The 18485-nt window shown below is 58.1% G+C and carries 10 protein-coding genes; 9 read left to right on the top strand and 1 reads right to left on the bottom strand.

All coding sequences use genetic code 11. The features are described from left to right. Window positions 1-11: 11 nt before the first annotated feature. On the bottom strand, window positions 12-3320 hold the full coding sequence (locus DW189_RS10995; protein ID WP_022332514.1) for a SusC/RagA family TonB-linked outer membrane protein: 3309 nt from the start codon (window positions 3318-3320) through the stop codon (window positions 12-14). A 641-nt stretch (window positions 3321-3961) separates the two neighbouring features. Between DW189_RS10995 and DW189_RS11000 the strand changes: the two genes are divergently transcribed. The 9 genes from DW189_RS11000 to DW189_RS11040 all read left to right on the top strand — a co-directional run bounded on the left by DW189_RS11000 (window position 3962) and on the right by DW189_RS11040 (window position 18481). Then, complete coding sequence (locus DW189_RS11000) at window positions 3962-6904, top strand: fibronectin type III domain-containing protein (RefSeq protein ID WP_162508115.1); 2943 nt, start codon at window positions 3962-3964, stop codon at window positions 6902-6904. A gap of 238 nt (window positions 6905-7142) precedes the next feature. Continuing rightward, complete coding sequence (locus tag DW189_RS11005) at window positions 7143-8483, top strand: sn-glycerol-1-phosphate dehydrogenase (RefSeq protein WP_117508137.1); 1341 nt, start codon at window positions 7143-7145, stop codon at window positions 8481-8483. 39 nt (window positions 8484-8522) lie between these two features. Then, complete coding sequence (locus tag DW189_RS11010; RefSeq protein WP_117508139.1) at window positions 8523-9977, top strand: MFS transporter; 1455 nt, start codon at window positions 8523-8525, stop codon at window positions 9975-9977. 143 nt (window positions 9978-10120) lie between these two features. Continuing rightward, a complete protein-coding gene (locus DW189_RS11015) occupies window positions 10121-10894 on the top strand; it encodes a DeoR/GlpR family DNA-binding transcription regulator (RefSeq protein ID WP_022332510.1) in 774 nt (257 codons plus the stop codon). 316 nt (window positions 10895-11210) lie between these two features. After that, window positions 11211-12482, top strand: a complete 1272-nt coding sequence (locus tag DW189_RS11020; RefSeq protein WP_117508225.1) for a dihydroorotase — start codon at window positions 11211-11213, stop codon at window positions 12480-12482. A 2-nt stretch (window positions 12483-12484) separates the two neighbouring features. After that, window positions 12485-13576 carry a glutamine-hydrolyzing carbamoyl-phosphate synthase small subunit gene (gene carA / locus DW189_RS11025; protein WP_022332508.1) on the top strand — a complete coding sequence of 364 codons (1092 nt, stop codon included), beginning with the start codon at window positions 12485-12487 and terminating at the stop codon, window positions 13574-13576. Continuing rightward, entirely contained in the window at window positions 13569-16751 is a 3183-nt protein-coding gene (carB, locus tag DW189_RS11030; protein ID WP_117508141.1) for a carbamoyl-phosphate synthase large subunit, read from the top strand. The genes carA and carB overlap by 8 nt, the downstream gene beginning before the upstream one ends. A gap of 36 nt (window positions 16752-16787) precedes the next feature. Then, window positions 16788-17528 carry a dihydroorotate dehydrogenase electron transfer subunit gene (locus DW189_RS11035; RefSeq protein ID WP_117508143.1) on the top strand — a complete coding sequence of 247 codons (741 nt, stop codon included), beginning with the start codon at window positions 16788-16790 and terminating at the stop codon, window positions 17526-17528. Continuing rightward, window positions 17522-18481 (top strand): dihydroorotate dehydrogenase, encoded by a 960-nt coding sequence (locus tag DW189_RS11040; RefSeq protein ID WP_174760532.1) that lies wholly within the window; start codon window positions 17522-17524, stop codon window positions 18479-18481. The genes DW189_RS11035 and DW189_RS11040 overlap by 7 nt, the downstream gene beginning before the upstream one ends. The last annotated feature ends 4 nt before the right edge of the window (window positions 18482-18485 follow it).

Raw genomic sequence — 18485 nt, forward strand, 5'->3', positions numbered from 1 at the left:
TCGTCCGTAATTTAGAAAGTTATGCTCAAACCGATCGTGTACGATTTCATGACGGGATAACCGTCGCCGTCGCCGAAGTTGTCGCTACCGAACTTGTTGGTTCCGTAGTCCGCATCGCCGGCGTAGATACCTTCCGGGTCGTAGTTCTTCGCGTACTTCTTGAGCGGTGAGAAGGTCAGGAGGTTCTCGCCCGACACATAGATCTTGAGTGCCTGGAGGCCGATCTTGTTGACCAGCTCCTTGGGGAAGTTGTAGTCGATGGTGAGGTTCTTCAGGCGGATGTACGAAGCGTCCTGCACGTAGCGCGTGTTGGGCTGCGCGAGGATCAGGCCCGAGTCGCTGGCCGAATAGCCGACCAGGCGCGGCCAGTAGGCGCCGCGGTTGGTCGGTGACCAGCGGTCGCTGTTATGCCACGGGAGTGCCATGCTGTACGGGCGGCCGTACTGTCCCCAGAAATAACCCGACTCCTTGGCCGGATACCAGTCGCGTTTGCCGACGCCCTGCCACATCATGCTGATGCCGATGCCGTTCCAGCGCACGCCGCCCTGGATGCTGTAACTGTAGCGGGGCGTGGTGTTGCCGATCTTCACCAGGTCGCCGTGGTCGTAGATCGTGTTGTTGCCGTTGTTGACGTATCCGTCGCCGTTCAGGTCGAGGTAGCGCGGGTCGCCGGCCTGCCAGGTCGCCGAACGGTTGGTGAACTTCGAATAGTTGGCCCATGTCTGCGCCTCTTCGTCGCTCTGGAACAGCCCGTCGCACTTGTAGCCCCACATTTCGCCGAGGGTCATCCCCTCGTAATAGTTGATCGAGTAGTTGGTCGGGAGCGTGCCAGTTTTGGCCGTATAGCGGGTGATCTTGCTGGTGTTGTCCCATACGGCGACTTTAATATTGTAGCTCAGGGTCTTGCCCGCAACCTTGTGGCTGTCGCGCCACGACAGGCTGGCCTCCCACCCGTCGGTGCGCATGTCGGCGTAGTTACCCTTGGGGGCGCTGTTGCCGAATACGGCAGGCAGCTCTTCGCCCACCACATACATGTCGGTTGTCTTCTTGCGGTAGATGTCGGCCGAGAAGTTCAGGCGGCCGTTGAATGCCTCGAAATCCAGGCCGAGGTCATAGGTTGTGGCCTTTTCCCATGTCAGGCTCTTGGGAATCGGGGAGGGTGCCTGCGTGTAGTTGAACACCGAACCGTTGTTCAGCAGGCTCGACTGTGCAATCGACATCGTGGAGAGGTAGGCGTAGGCATCGCTGATGAGGCCGTTGCCCGCCGAACCGACCGATGCGCGGATCTTCAGGTTGTCGAGCCAGTTGGCGTTTTTCATGAAGTTCTCTTCCGAGATGCGCCATCCCACCGAACCCGAGGGGAAGAATCCCCAACGCTGGTTGGACGGGAACTTGGAGTTACCGTCGTAACGGCCGCTGGCTTCCAATAGGTATTTCCCTTTGTACGAGTAGCTTACGCGGTAGAATGCGCCGACCAGTCCCCAGTCGTAGCTGCCGTTGTCCTTCAGGGTCATCGCTTCGCCTTCCAGCAGGCTGAAATTGGGCTTGCCGGGGATGATGATGCCTTCGCGGCTCATCAGGTTGCTCTTGTAGGTATAATCTTCGATGTTCCAACCGCCCATGATACTTAGCGAGTGGTTGTCGCCCAAGCGGGGCGTGTAGGTCAGCGTGGCGCTCGAAGCGACTTTCTGGCGGTTGTAGGAGCGCTCTTCGTAGAGCGAGCCCGAGGGGCGTTCGCCCGAACTGTCGGGCCCCGTGTAGTAGGTGTAGCTGTTCACGGCCTGCCGGCGGTCGGTCTGGTTGAAATAGAAGCTCACGTCGGCGGCGGCGACCAGCACGTCCTTCAACAGGTCGATCGTGACCGCCGTGCGGTTGTTCATGTCGAACTTGCGGTCTTTACGCCACGAGTTGCCCTCGACGAAGCCTGCCCAGCCCGTGTATACGGCCGCTTCCGTCCACGTGCCGTCGGGATTGGTGACCAGGGCTACGGGGTAAGCCTGGTGGTTGAGCATGCGCGATACCGTCATCGGCGTTGTGGAGATGCCCGTGTGGCTCGTCGGCTGGTGCGAATAGCGGTACATGAAGTCGGTGGTGTTCTCCACGCGCAGCCACGGCTTTACGTTGACGATGCCTTTGGCTTTGACGTTGAACTGCTGGTATTTCTCGTCGCCGGCGTTGTAGATGCCGTCCTGCTCGAACATACGGCCCGAGACGTAGTACGATGCCACGTCACCGCCGCCTGTCACGCTGATGTTGTGCTGGTGTCCGGTCGTATAGTCCTTGTAGAATACGTCGTACCAGTTGGTGTTGCCGAAGTATTCGTAGACGTTGCGGTTGTTGACGCGCCATTTCTCATACGAGGGGTCGCTGTTGCGGCGTGCCAGTTCGTTGTACCAGGTGCGCGAGAATTTGAATACGTTGTTGATGTTCGAGGGATCCTTGCCGAATGCGTTGACGTAGGATTCCAGGAACGAGGTGGTATAATCGTAGCCGTTGGTGACCATCTCGGGTTTGGTGGCGCGCTTGTAGAAGGTAAAGGTGCCGTTGTAAGTCACCTTGGCGCTGCCTTTCTGAGGCTTTTTGGTGGTAAGGAGGATCACGCCGAAGGTGCCGCGGGCACCGTATACGGCGGTCGAAGAGGCGTCCTTGAGCACCGTGATCGACTCGATGTCGTCCGGGTTCACGGTCGACATGTCGGTTTCGACGCCGTCGACCATCACCAGGGCCGAGCCGCCCGAACCGATCGAGTTCTCCGCGCCGCGGATGCGCACCGTCGCGCCGCGGTTGGGCTTACCGTCGGAAAAGGTCATCGTAAGGCCGGGGATGGCGCCCTGCAACGAGCGCGAAATGCTCATCGACGAACCCATACGCTCTTCGAGGCCCTTTGTCGAAAGGGTTTCGACGGCGCCTACGATGTCGCGGCGCTTCTGTACGCCGTAGCCGACGACGACGACCTCTTCGAGGCTGGTGTTGTCTTCGCTCATGGTGACGTCGATGGTGGATTGGTTGTTGACGTGGATTGTCTGGGGTTTGTAGCCCACATAGCTGAAATTCAGGCTCTCTGAATTGTCAGCATTGATCGTGTATGTACCGTTGGCATCGGTAGTCGTGCCTTTCGTGGTACCGGGGACGGTGACGGTGACACCTATGAGTGGATTTCCCGTGTCGTCTTTAACGATACCCGAGACGGCCTTCCCCCCCCCTTGTGCCGAGGCCGGGAGCGCAAATGTCACATATAAAAGAATAACCGTCAGGAGCCTGATGTACGAGCGTATTTTGCCCAGTACGTCAAGTCCGGTCAGCGTGTAACATTGTTTCATTTTACATCAGTTTAAGTTATCAATCGGTTCGTTGCCGGATCCCATACCTATTATTATATAAGGCCGGGTTTTTCCGGGGATTTCGGCTGGTTGCAAGTCATTCCCGATATAACTTCTGCTGGAGAGTGTGAAAAAAAGTAGTTAGGTTTTCGCGTGTGTCAGGTTTGTGTGTTTTAATTATTTAATAAATAAGGTTCTTCTAATTTTGCTTTCAAATATATGTTTTTATTTTCTTTCGTGCAACTATTTGGTTTAAAAACTTTGCAAAAAGAATAGTAAAAATTATGTAGGTTTGGGGTATTTTTATATTTATATATTGTAAATACCTTAAAATCAATTGTTGGTGTTTGTATTTTGTTAGTCTTGATTCGTGTTGTCTTATTATTGTCTTTTGTGTGGCAAAGCTCGTTTATTGATGTTTCATGCGTGTTAAAAACTATTTAAATAATCACTAAAGGAAACAATTTGTGTTGCAATAGTGTTTTTAAGGTGCGAAAATTTGCAAAAAAGAAAAAATGTGCTTATGTTTGTCCTGCAAGTTGTTCCGACATATCTCTTGAGAGTAAGGACGCGCCCCGAGGCGTATCCGCTTTGCTATTTTCGGTAATAGTTATTACTCTAATCAAAATGTTATGAAACTTATGAAAAATTGGATAAAGACGATGCTCTTCGTGTCGGCCCTCTGTCTGGCGGCTTGCTCCGACGATCCGGATGTGGCTCCGCTCAAACGGGATACCGATGCCGTCGAGCTGACGTACAATTCAGGCGCCACGACCCAGATCTCGGTACGCTATGCCGGTTCGTGGTCGGCGCGTGTCGAGTGTACGGACGGAAGCGGGGCTCCGGTGAACAACTGGTTCTCCATCTCTCCGGACAATGGTGTCGGTAACGGACGCGATTACCAGTGGGTGACCGTTACGGCCGAGCGTAATCCCGGCGACAAACGTACGGGATACATTTATCTGAAACCGGCCAACGGTGAGGAGATCAAGATCGAGGTCGCACAGGCCGACGGTCATTTCTCGGTGAACGACCCCGTGATTTCGGGGACGCTCAAGTCCAATACGGAATCCGCCGCAATGCTCGAAATCGCCTATGACAAGGCTTTCGGCGAAGAGATGGTGGAAATCGAAGCCACGCTCGACGGCCTTGCCGCCGAGGGGCTCGGCATCAGCAGCCCCTATCAGTCTGTGATCGAGCACGAAGGTAGCGGTACGATTTCGGTGCCTATCACCGGTGTGCCCGTGACGCTGGGTGAGGTGGTGTGCCATGTGACTTTCAAACTCGACGGGGTCGTGAAATTCCAGGGCGATGTTTCGGGGAACGTAAGTTCGTCGAACGAAGTGTTCGGCATGGGCTTCGACCTGTTCAAATGGGGCGGCGATTACCCGAACAACAAGAAGGGCCCCGGCCCGAACGGAAAGGACGGCGCCGGCAAGGAGTTCGATGGTACGGAGCCTGCGGAACCCGATGTGATTTCGGCGGGATCCGACGGTACGAGCGACGTTTTCAACACGATGGGCGAGACCTACCGCATCAACCGCGGCGTTGAAAAGTGGTCGGGCTTGCGTGTATATGAGCACCCGGGTTATGTGAAGCTGGGGGTTACGGCCAATGGCGGCTGGATCATGACGCCGGAGCTCGAAAGCCTTTCGGCGGCACCCGAGACCGTGTCGGTTTCGATCGACTTCCTGCGTTTCGATAACGAAACGGGTACCTACATCGTTTCTGCCGAGGGTGCCGGAGTCGTAACCAACGGCGAAGTGAACAATACCGTGCTCCCGGCACAGACTTCGGCTGCCGGCCGCAAATGGAAGACGCTGACCTTTACCGTTCAGGACGCTACCAACAAGACGCGCATCAAGATCGAGGCGCAGACCTATAACGAAAAGGGGTACCGTATCAATATCGACAATATCGTCGTTATGGCTGCCGACAAGACGGAGGTGACCGAGAAACTGCCGGCCCTCGAGCTTGAAAAGATTACCTATACGCCCGCCAAGACTTCCATCGCATTTGCGTGGGAAGGCGTGAAGGGGGCGACCTCCTATGAGGCTTCCGTGGCGCAGCAAACGCGTCCCGACTTCAGGAAAACCGTCGAGACAGAGGATTCGAACTGCGAGTTCGCCGATCTGGAACCCGGCCTTTATATCTTTACCGTCAGGGCGCTTTACGCCGGGAATGCGGAATTCAATTCCGACCCGACGCAGAAGGTCGTGGGGACTTTGGGCTTCGCGGCTGAAAAATTAGCGACGCCAACAGAATTGGCGGCTGCCGACGTGACCTCCTCGGGGGCCAAGATCAGCTGGGCCGAAGTGAACGGCGCCGCCAATTACCGGGTCGTGGTCAAAACGACGTTCGATGGGCAGGAGGTTGCCTCGACGATCGTCGGCGCCACCAGCTATACGGCTGCCGGGCTCAAGGCCGGTACGGATTATACGGTTTCGGTTCAGGCGCTTGTCGGCGACGGCTCCGTGGCGAATGAATTCGATTCGGACGTGGTGGCGGTTCAGTTCGTGACCACCGATCCCGTGCCTATGATTGCTCCCACTGCGCGGATTTACGCGAAGACACACGGCCTTGCCGTGCTGGAGTGGGAGCTGTCCGCCGCAGCGTTGGAGCAGCAGCCCGTAGGGTCGACCGATACCTATGATTTCCGGGTGAAGGATGCCGGCGGGAATGTGATCCGGTCGATCGAGAACTTCTCGAAATTCAATTTTACGAAGTATAAATATTACCGGCTCGTGTGGGGCGGGCTGACGCCCGGGGCGACCTATACACTGGAGCTCCGCCGCAAGTCGACGGCGAATAAGGAGGCGCTTCTCGATTCCGAGTGGGCTTCGGCTTCCGTTACGACCGACGCGGCTCCCGACAAGTCCGGATACCTCCTCTATAAGGACTTCGAGAATCTTCCCGGAGGCGGTCAGCCCTTCTATGGTGCCTACGGCTTCAGCCTGGGCAGCACGACCGATTTTTCCGATCCGGATAAGATATTGATTACGACGGGCGATGCGAACTCCATCTATTGCCAGGGCGTGAAGGATAATGACTCTTATTTCAGTGCATACCTGTCCGAGTGGGATCGTGCGGATTGGAAGGCCAACAGTTCCAATGTCGGGATCGCCGCCGGATATATGAAATTCGGTGGCGGCAAGAAGCCCGCATGGCTGACTTTGCCGAAACTGTCCTCGTTGTCCGGCGCTACGGAGATCGAGCTGGAATTCGATGCGTGCCCCTATTATGAGCCCAGTACGAAGGGGGATATGATGGCACCCTCGAACACCGACATTATGGAGTATTTCGGGGTGACGGTGACCGGAGCGACGATCGTGAGCGTAACGGGCGAGACCTCGGCCGATGCCGTTATCAGCGACGGCGGTGCCACGGTGACTTTACGTAACGTGCTTGTGGATAAAATGATCGAGGAGGGGCTGAAGGATACGTATCGCTATACGAATCACAAAGTGAAGATCACCGGTGTTACGGCCGATACGCGCATTAAAATCTATTCGGCTCTTGTTGGCAAAGAGGGTGAAAACTATCGTATGTGGCTGGATAATCTGAAGGTTAAGAAGGTTAATTAGTTTTGGTGGATATGGTGAACCGGGGGCTGCGGGTGTCTGCAGTCCCTGGTTTTTATCGACATTGGAGATTAAAAAGAAAATAAAAAGATAGTTATTTGTTGGTATTTTGTTTTCTTATATTGCATAATAAAGTAAAATATGTTAACTTTGAGGCATGAAAGGGAAAATTCTTGCGTCTTTATTTTGCTTTAGGATGGCTTATCCCCTTTTCCGGATGGTAATAAATTAATTTCGTACTATGAATAAAGTAGAAAGTGCCCTGTCGCGCACGACCGACACCAAGGCGTTGGTGATCGGAACCGATACCCTTCCGCAGGTTGCGGATATGTTCAGAAAACTGTTCCCGGATAAGCGGGCGCTTGTCGTGGCCGATGCCAATACATGGCGCGTGGCCGGCGATGACGTGCATAAGATACTGGCCGGAGCGGGTGTCGCGCAGGATGAACCATATGTCTTTACCGACCCGAAGCTCTATGCCGAATGGGCGTATGTCGGGGAGTTGGATACCGTGCTTGCCGAGACCGATGCCGTGCCCGTAGCCGTCGGTTCGGGGGTGATCAACGACCTGACGAAACTCTGTTCCAGCCATAACGGACGCCGTTACATGGTCGTGGGTACGGCCGCTTCGATGGACGGTTATACGGCCTACGGGGCTTCGATCACCAAGGACGGCAACAAGCAGACTTTCGATTGCCCGGCGCCGCTGGGGATGGTGCTCGACCCGAACATCGCCGCGGCTGCGCCTGCGAAGCTCTCCGCCTCGGGCTATGCCGATCTGATCGCCAAGATCCCGGCCGGTGCCGACTGGATGCTGGCCGACGCCGTGGGGTCGGAGTTGATGGACGACTTCGCATTCTCGGTGGTGCAGGACGGCCTGAAAGAGGCGCTCTGCGACCCGGCGGGCGTACACGCGGGGAATGTCGTCAAAGTGGAACAGCTGGCCGAAGGGTTGCTGCTGAGTGGTTTTGCGATGCAGGCAACCCAGTCGAGCCGACCCGCGTCGGGAGCCGAACACCAGTTCAGCCACCTGTGGGACATGGAACACCTCAAATACAACGGGGCATCCGTTTCGCACGGGTTCAAGGTGGGCATAGGTACGCTTGCGTCGACGGCATTCCTCGAAATGCTGCTCGAAGCTCCGGTCGGGGAACTCGACGTCGAAAAGTGCGTCGCAGCCTGGAAATCATGGGAGGAGACCGAGGCGGACATTCGCCGGATCTTCGATAACGACCCCGAATTCGTGGCCCGCGGGTTGGTGGAGACCAAGGGTAAATACGTCGATAAGGAGGGGCTGCGCAGGCAGTTGCAGCGCCTGAAGAAAGCATGGCCCGAGCTGAGCGTGCGTATCCGCCGGCAGATCATCCCGTTCGGGGAAGTCCGCCGCCGCCTCGAGCTGGTCGGTGCGCCCTACGAACCCGAGCAGATCGGCGTCTCACGTGCCAGGTTCCGGGCAAGTTTCGAAAAAATACCTTACATGCGCAGTCGTTTCACGGTCATCGACGTCGCTTTCCGTTGCGGTTGGATGGAACAATGGCTCGATAAACTTTTCGGGAAAGGCGGAATTTGGGAAATAAAGTAGTATATTTGCAAACTGAAACTACTAAACTTTCATTCCGAAATGACTCCTGAACAAACCAAACGCTTCAAGTATTGGCAGACGCGTACCATCATCGCCACGATGGTGGGCTATGCGCTCTTTTACTTCGTGCGTAAAAACTTCTCGCTGGCGATGCCCGGCCTGGAGGCCGACCTGGGGATCTCGAAAACCAGCCTGGGTATTTTCCTGACCCTGAACGGTGTGGTCTACGGGCTTTCGCGTTTCGTGAACGGTATCCTGGCCGACCGCATGAACGCCCGCTGGTACATGGCCATCGGGCTTGCGCTCTGTGCGCTGGCCAACTTCGCCTTCGGATTCGGCGAGGATGTCTCCTACTGGATCACGGGGCAGCACGACGGTTCGCAGTTCACCAATACGATGATCCTCTTCATGGGGATCATGTGGGTGATAAACGGCATGTTGCAGGGGACGGGATTCCCTCCCTGTGCGCGTCTGCTGACCCACTGGATTCCGCCAACGGAGCTGGCGACCAAGATGTCTGTGTGGAATACCTCGCATTCGATCGGTGCGGGCCTCGTGGTGATCCTCTGCGGTTACATCATGGGTACCGTGGGCATGAACATGACGGCCGACCCCGACGCCGTGGCGACGATCGCCGCCAATCTGGGCGTTGCGCCCGACGATGCTGCCGGGATGGAGCGCGTCATGGCTTCGGCGACGCATGTTGGGGCCTGGAAATGGTGTTTCTGGGTGCCTTCGGCCATCGCATTCGCCGGGGCGATCGGATTGGTCGTCTTCCTGCGCGATACGCCCTCTTCGGTCGGGCTTCCCGAACTGGAAGGCACCGAGGTGAAGGAGGTGAAAAAGGAGACGAAGAGTGCCGAGCACCGCGCTTTCCTGATGAAGCATGTGTTCAGGAACCCGCTGATCTGGATCCTGGGCTTCGCCAATTTCTTCGTATATATCGTCCGTTTCTCGGTGCTCGACTGGGGGCCTTCGCTGCTGAGCCAGTCGAAGGGTGTCAGCATGTCGCATGCCGGGTGGCTCGTGGCGATGTTCGAAATCGCCGGTATCGTCGGCATGTTGTTCGCCGGCTGGGCTACGGACAAATGGCTCAGGGGCCGTGCGCACCGTACCTGCGTGTTCTGTATGGCCGGCGCTGCGCTGTTCGTGTTCCTGTTCTGGCAGCTGCCCACCGATGCTCCCGTGTGGTTGCTTTTCCTCACGCTGTGTGCCGCCGGGTTCTGCATCTACGGCCCGCAGGCGCTGATCGGCATCGCAGCCGCGAACCAGGCCACGAAAAAGGCCGCTGCGACGGCCAACGGGCTTACCGGCCTGTTCGGTTATGCCAGCACGGTCGTTTCGGGCGTGGGGCTGGGCTTCGTGGCGCAGCATTACGGTTGGAACTGGGCTTATGTCGGTATTATCGGCGTAGCCATCGTCGGTATGCTGGTCTTCCTGATGATGTGGGGGGCGCGTGCCGACGGTTACGATGCCGAACCGGAACGGAATTAAACAGTATGTTCCTATTTTAGATGATGATACGGGTCTTGCGATCCGGGAGTGTCCGAACCGGAGCGCGGTTTCGGACACTTTTTTTGATAAAAGCGAAAAAATAACTATATTTGCTCCAATAACTGCTAAAAAGACAGAGAGATATGCTGAGCATTGCCGAACGACACAAATATATCCTCGACAAACTGAACAAATATGGTTTCGTGCGCATCACCGACGTGGCGAACGAGCTGGGGGTTACGAAGGTAACGATCCGCAAGGATGTGAAAATCCTGGAGAGCAAAGGACTGCTTTACAAGGTACACGGCAGCGCCCGTCCCGCCAATCCCCATGTCGCCGACCTCGACGTGCATGTCAAGGACAATATCAACCGCGATGCCAAGCGCCTCATCGCGCAGCGCGCCGTGGAGTTGTTGGATGATAACGATTCGATCATCATCGCATCGGGGTCTACGATCTATTCTTTCGCCGAGGAGATCAAGATGCGCCAGTGGCACCATCTGAACATCGTCACGCCGTTCCTGCGGCTGGGCGTGCTGCTCAACGAGGCGGAGAATGTCAATGTCGTGCAGCTGGGCGGTACGGTGCACAAGAAGTCGCTTTCGGTGCTGGGCGAGGAGGCCTCGCGGTCGCTGGACGACTGCATCTGCTCGAAACTCTTTTTCGGGGTGGACGGCATCGACCTCGAACACGGCATCACCACCTCGACGCTCGACGAGGCGAAACTCACGCGCAAGATGATGAAGGCCTCGTCGCAGAATATCGTGCTGGCCGACTCGTCGAAATTCGGGCAGCGCGGCTTCGGACGCATCTGTGCGTTGGAGGATATCGACGTGATCATCACGGACGACGGGATTCCTGAACAGATGGTCACCATCGTCGAAGAGGCGGGCGTCGACCTGATTATCGTCAGATAACGCTACCCGGGGAGGGAAGCTTATTCCGGATTACAGAGCCGTTACGGGGCGGTTGGCGTTTCCGGCGGCGGGGATCGGTGTGGATTATTTGTTGAAAATTTTCCGGCTAAATTTTGCATGCCCGGCAAAAAAGCCCTACCTTTGTGCACAATTATAGTGATCCCGAGAACCTATGAATTGTAAACCCAGCATATTGTCGGCGCAGGCTTCCTGGCAGCAAGACTATTGGTCGGGCGACGTATTTCCTCCGGTTTTCGGCGATTTTGTTTTATTAGGGTAACTGTTTCAGTTGCCCTATTTTTTTACGCTTACGCAGATGAAAACACTTTATACCAATGCCGTAGTTTATGACGGCGGTCGTTTTGCGGCCGGGGAGTTTGCCGTCGACGGGGGGTGTGTCGTGCCCGCCGGGGGCGTTGCCGACCGGGTCGTAGACCTCGGAGGGCGCCACGTGGTGCCGGGGCTTGTCGACGTGCATGTCCACTTGCGCGAACCGGGGTTTTCGCAGAAGGAGACCATTGCGACGGGTACGGCGGCCGCGGCCCGCGGAGGCTATACGACGGTATGTTCGATGCCGAACCTGAACCCTGCGCCCGACACTCCGCAGACGCTCCGTGCGCAGACCGACATCATCCGCCGCGATGCCGTCGTGCGCGTAGTTCCCTACGGCTGCATCACGATGGGGCAGCGCGGCTGCGGCCGGCTGGTCGATTTTGCGGCGCTGGCGCCCGAGGTCGTCGGCTTTTCGGACGATGGACGCGGCGTGCAGTCGGACGGCCTGATGGAAGAGGCGATGCGCCGCGCTGCACAGGTGGGGAAGCCGGTCGTGGCGCACTGCGAGGTCGATGACCTGCTGCGGGGCGGCTATATCCACGACGGGGAGTACTGCCGTGCGCACGGGCATAAGGGCATCTGTTCGGAAAGCGAGTGGCGGCAGGTGGAACGTGACATCGCGCTCGCGGAAAAGACCGGCTGCCAGTACCATGTCTGCCATGTGTCGACCCGTGAGAGCGTCGAACTGGTACGTCGCGCCAAGGACAGGGGCCTGCGCGTGAGTTGCGAGACGGCCCCGCACTACCTGTTGCTTTGCGACGAGGATCTGCAGGAGGACGGGCGGTTCAAGATGAACCCGCCGCTGCGCAGCCGCGCTGACCGCGATGCCCTGCTTGCGGGGATCACGGACGGCACGATCGAGGTGATCGCCACGGATCATGCGCCCCATACCGCCGCGGAGAAGTCGCGCGGCTTGGCCGCAAGCGCCATGGGGGTCGTGGGGTTGGAGTGTGCTTTCCCGCTGTTATATAAATATATGGTGTTGCCTGGCATCGTCACGCTCGAAAAGCTGGTCGCGCTGATGGCTGTCAATCCCCGCCGGATATTCGGCCTGGGCGGCGGGTTGCATGTCGGCGACCAGGCCGACTTTACGGTGCTGGATCTCGATGCACGGTACAGGGTCGACCCTGCGACGTTCCTTTCGATGGGCCGGGCGACCCCGTTCGCAGGCTGGGAAGTACAGGGCCGTGCGGCGATGACCGTCGTGGGCGGCAGGGAAGTGTTTAGAGACGAAACGATGAAAACCAATAGATAAGAATGAAACCATTTACGAAGAAAATTGTGCTGGAAAACGGCCGGGAGTTCTACGGTTACGGCTTCGGTGCCGACCGAGAGGCTATCAACGAGATCGTCTTCAATACCTCGATGGTGGGGTATCAGGAGATCATGTCAGATCCCTCCTACACGGATCAGATGGTCGTGATGACCTATCCGCTCATCGGAAACTACGGTATGGCCGATGAGGATTACGAAACGAAGAACCCGACCATCGGCGGTATGATCGTGCGCGAGTATAACGACTCGCCGTCGAATTTCCGGTATACGAAAACCCTGAACGAGGTGTTTGAGGAGTACGGCATCCCGGCGATCTGGGGCGTAGATACCCGCACGCTGACGCGCATTATCCGCAACGAGGGCAGCCAGAAGGTCATCGTCACCGATGCCGCCACGCCCCGTGAGGAAGCGATGCGCAAGCTCGCCGGGTATTGCCTGCCGCACGATATGGTTTCACGTGTGAGCTGCAAAAAACGCTGGATGTCGCGCGTTCCCAACCACAAGTACGACGTGGTGGCCGTCGACTGCGGCATCAAGCACAATATCATCCGCCAGCTCAACCGCGTGGGCTGCAACGTGACCATCGTGCCCTACGACTCGACGGTCGAGGAGATCATGGCCTTCCATCCCGACGGCATCGTGTTGTCGAACGGCCCAGGCAACCCCGAGGATGTGACGCCGGTGATCGGGCTGGTCAGGCAACTGCGCGGCAAACTGCCGATTTTCGGCATCTGCATGGGGCACCAGCTCATATCGCTGGCCTATGGCGCCAAGACCGTGAAGATGAAATTCGGCCACCGCGGCGGGAACCACCCCGTGAAAAATCTGGAGACGGGACGGATCGAGATCACGAGCCAGAACCACAGCTATGCCGTGGACATCGACTCGCTGGCCGCCACCGGCCTCAGGCTGACGCACGTAAACCTGCTCGACGGCACGGCCGAGGGCGTGGAGTGCGCCGAGGACGGCGTCTTTTCGATGCAGTACCACCCCGAGAGTGCCTCGGGCCCGCAGGATAGCGGCTATTTGTTCAAGAAGTTTACCAAAATAATGGAGGAGCGTAAAAATGCCTAAGAGAAAAGATATAAACAAGGTAATGGTCATCGGTTCCGGCCCGATCGTCATCGGCCAGGCCGCGGAATTCGATTATGCGGGTACGCAGGCGTGTCTCGCACTCAAGGAGGAGGGATACGAGGTAATCCTGGTGAATTCCAACCCTGCGACGATCATGACCGATACGCATATCGCAGACAAGGTCTACATGGAACCCCTGACGCTCGAATACGTGGCCAAGATCATCCGTTTCGAGCGTCCCGACGCCATCGTGCCGGGGCTGGGCGGACAGACGGGCCTGAACCTTGCGGTGCAACTTGCCAAGAAGGGTATCCTGAAAGAGTGCCAGGTCGAGATCCTGGGCACCTCGTTCGAGTCGATCGAACGCGCCGAAGACCGCGAACTTTTCAAGGAGCTGTGCGAGTCGCTGGGCGAACCGGTGATCGAATCTAAAATCGCCATGTCGGTCGAGGAGGCCGTGGAGGTCGCCGCCCAGATCGGCTATCCCGTCGTGCTGCGTCCCGCCTATACGCTGGGCGGTACGGGCGGCGGATTCGTCGACAACGAGGAGCAGCTGCGCGAAATGATGCGCCACGCCCTGTTCCTTTCGCCCGTGCACCAGGTGCTCGTCGAGAAGAGCATCAAGGGCTACAAGGAGATCGAGTTCGAGGTGATGCGCGACCATAACGACACGGCCATCAGCATCTGCTGCATGGAGAATATCGACCCCGTGGGCGTGCATACGGGCGACTCGATCGTCGTGGCGCCGTGCCAGACGCTTACCAACAAGGAGTTCCAGATGCTGCGCGACTCGGCGCTGAAGATTATCCGCGAGCTGAAGATCGAGGGCGGTTGCAACGTGCAGTTCGCACTCGACCCCCTGTCGTTCAAATACTACCTGATCGAGGTGAACCCCCGCGTGTCGCGCTCGTCGGCCCTGGCGTCGAAGGCCAGCGGCTATCCGATCGCGCGTGTGACGGCCAAGGTCGCCGTAGGGCTTACGCTCGACGAGATCATGCTGGCCAATACGCCCGCCAGCTTCGAGCCGACGCTCGATTACGTGGTCACCAAAGTCGCCCGCTTCCCGTTCGACAAGTTCAGCGATGCGTCGAACAAACTGGGTACGCAGATGAAGGCCACGGGCGAGGTGATGTCCATCGGCCGCACGATGGAGGAAAGCCTCCTGAAGGCGATGCGCTCGCTCGAAACAGGCGTCTGCCATATCTACCACAAGAAATTCGACGACTGGTCGGACGCGCAGCTGCTGGAATACATCAAGGACGCTACGGACGACCGCCTCTATGCCATCGCGCAGTTGATCCGCAACGGCATCGACCTGGTGCTGATCTACGACAATACGAAGATCGACATGTTCTTCCTCGAAAAGTTCAAGAACATCGTCGAATTCGAACGCGAGGTGAAAGCGCACCCGATGGATGTCGAAACCCTGCGCGACGCCAAGCGCATGGGATTCAGCGACAAGTTCATCGGCCAGTTGTGGGGCATCTCGCAGTATGACGTTTACCGGCTGCGCGAGAAGAACGGCCTCTTCCCCGTATACAAGATGATCGACACCTGCGCCAGCGAATTCAGCTCCTACGTGCCCTATTTCTACTCGACCTACGAGGACGAGAACGAGTCGGTCGTGAGTGATAAGGAGAAGATCGTGGTGCTCGGCTCGGGCCCGATCCGTATCGGCCAGGGCGTTGAGTTCGACTACTCGACCGTGCATGCCATCTGGTCGATCCGCGAGGCCGGTTACGAGGCGATTATCATCAACAACAACCCCGAAACCGTGTCGACGGACTACACTACCAGCGACAAGCTCTATTTCGAACCGCTGATGGTCGAGGACGTGATGAACGTCATCCACCTCGAAAAACCGAAGGCGATCGTCGTGTCGCTCGGCGGACAGACGGCCATCAACCTGGCCGAGCCGCTGGCGCAGTTGGGCGTGCCCATTATCGGTACCGATACGCAGGCGATCAGGAACGCCGAAGACCGCGGTTGCTTCGAAAAGATCATGGAAGAGTTGCGCATCCCGCAGCCCGAGGCCGAGGCCGTCACCGACATCGAGACCGGCGTGAAGGCCGCCGCCCGCATCGGCTACCCGGTGCTGGTGCGTCCGAGCTATGTGCTCGGAGGCCGTGCCATGCAGATCGTCTCGAACGAGGAGCGCCTGCGCCACTACCTGCAGACGGCCGTCGAGGTCAACGAGGATTCGCCGGTGCTGGTCGACCGCTATATCATGGGCAAGGAGCTGGAGGTGGACGCCATCTGCGACGGCAAGGACGTCTTCATCCCCGGCATCATGGAACATGTGGAGCGCACAGGCATCCATTCGGGCGACTCGATCAGCGTCTATCCGACCTTCAGCGTCAGCCAGAAGGCCAAGGACAAGATCATCGACTATACGGTCAAACTCGGACTGAGGATCGGCATCGTCGGCCTCTATAACATCCAGTTCATCCTCGACGAAAACGACGAGGTCTATGTCATCGAGGTCAATCCGCGTTCGTCGCGTACCGTGCCGTTCCTTTCCAAGTCGACGGGCGTGCCCATGGCGCACATCGCCACGCAGGTCATCCTGGGCAAGACGCTCCGCGAGCTGGGCATCACCGAAGTCTACGGCAAGGAGAAGAAACGCTGGTACGTCAAGGCCCCGGCTTTCTCGTTCGCCAAGATCCGCGGTATGGATTCGTACCTGTCGCCCGAGATGAAGTCCACGGGCGAGGCGATCGGCTACGACGACAAACTCACCCGCGCGCTCTACAAGGCATTGCAGGCCACGGGCATGAACGTTTCGAACTACGGGACGATCTTCGTCACGATCGCCGACCACGACAAGGAGCAGGCGCTGCCCCTCGTGCGGCGTTTCTACGACCTGGGCTTTAACATCGAGGCCACGACCGGGACGGCCGAGTTCCTGCGTAACCACGGCATCCGTACCCGTACGCGCCGCAAACTGAGCGAAGGCAGCTCGGAGATCATCGACTCGCTGCGCCAGGGACATGTGAGCTACGTCATCAACACCATCGACATCAACCAGCATAACACCCGCCTCGACGGGTACGAGATCCGCCGCACGGCCGTCGAGAACAACGTGACGGTATTTACGGCGCTCGAAACGGTGAAGGTGCTGTTGGACGTGCTGGAAGAGATTACGTTCGGGGTTTCGACCATCGACGCGAAGTGATTTCCGGTATTATGCGGCACATTGGAACAGAAAGGCATGTATAAGAAAGGCATCTATAAAATCCTTGCCAACGAACCGCTGACGGCGACCGTATGGCGCATGGTGCTCGGGGGGGACACGCAGTGGATCACCGCCCCCGGGCAGTTCGTCGACATCGCGCTTGAAGGCCATTACCTGCGCCGTCCGATTTCGGTCTGCGACTACGACGCCACGACGCTCACGCTCATCTACAAGGTGGTGGGCGAGGGAACCGCACAGATGAGCCGTATGGTCGCGGGCAGGGAGCTCGACCTGCTGACGGGGCTCGGCAACGGGTTCGACGTGCACAATGCCGCACAGCGCCCCCTGCTGGTGGGCGGCGGCGTGGGCGTGCCCCCGCTCTACAACCTGGCCAAAGTGCTGCTTGCGGCAGGCAAACGGGTCGGTGTGGTGCTCGGGTTCAATACGGCGGACGAGGTTTTCTATGCCGACGAATTCCGGGCGCTGGGCTGCGACGTCGATCTGGCTACGGCCGACGGTTCGGCGGGTGTCAGGGGGTTCGTCACGACGGCCATCGCCGAGTGCCGCCCCGAGTTCGACTATTTCTATGCCTGCGGGCCGCTGCCGATGCTGCGGGCATTGTGCGACGCTGTGCCGCAGGACGGGCAGCTCTCGTTCGAAGAGCGCATGGGCTGCGGTTTCGGGGCCTGCATGGGCTGTTCGTGCAAAACCAAATACGGCAACAAGCGCATCTGCAAGGAGGGGCCCGTATTAACGAAAGGGGAGGTCATATGGTAAACAAGCAGTTCATCGCACAAAACCGGCCCGCGGAAAAACCCGCCGCGGATATGTCCGTCTGCCTGAGCGGCCTGAGACTGGATAACCCGGTCGTGCCGGCCAGCGGTACGTTCGGGTACGGCAACGAGTTCCGGGATTTTTACGACATCAACATCCTCGGGTCGTTCTCGTTCAAGGGCACCACGCGCGATGCGCGCTTCGGAAACCCCACGCCCCGCATTGCCGAATGTACGGCGGGCATGATCAATGCCGTGGGGCTGCAGAACCCGGGCATCGACGCCGTGATCGCCGAGGAGTTGCCGCGCCTGAAGACTTTTTTCCATAAACCCGTGATCGCCAATATCAGCGGCTTTTCGGTCGAGGAGTACGCCTATTGCTGCGAGCGGATCGACCGCGAGCCGCAGGTTGGCATCATCGAGGTCAATGTCTCGTGCCCCAACGTGCGGCACGGCGGCATGTCGTTCGGCACGTCGCCCGAGTGTGCCGCCGAGGTGACGCGCGCCGTGAAGGCCGTGACGACCAAACCCGTCTACATCAAGCTGTCGCCCAACGTCACGGACATTGTCTCGATCGCCCGGGCGTGCGAGGAGGCGGGTGCCGACGGCATCTGCCTGATAAATACCCTGCTGGGGATGCGGATCGACGTCAGGAAGCGCAAGGCGGTCATCGCCAATACGATGGGAGGCTTTTCGGGTGCCGCAGTCTTCCCCGTGGCCGTGCGGATGGTCTACCAGGTCGCCAAGGCCTGCAAAATACCCGTCATGGGGTGCGGCGGCGTGACGACGGCCCGCGACGTGATCGAGATGATGATGGCCGGCGCTACGGCCGTACAGGTCGGCGCCGCGAACCTGGCGAACCCCTATGCCTCGAAGGAGATCGTCGAGGCGCTGCCTGCCGAGATGCAACGGCTCGGGATCGGGCGGCTGAGCGACATAATCGGAATTGTAGAATGAACGT

The organism is Alistipes sp. AM16-43 (assembly GCF_003435745.1).
Classification (GTDB): Bacteria; Bacteroidota; Bacteroidia; order Bacteroidales; family Rikenellaceae; genus Alistipes; species Alistipes onderdonkii.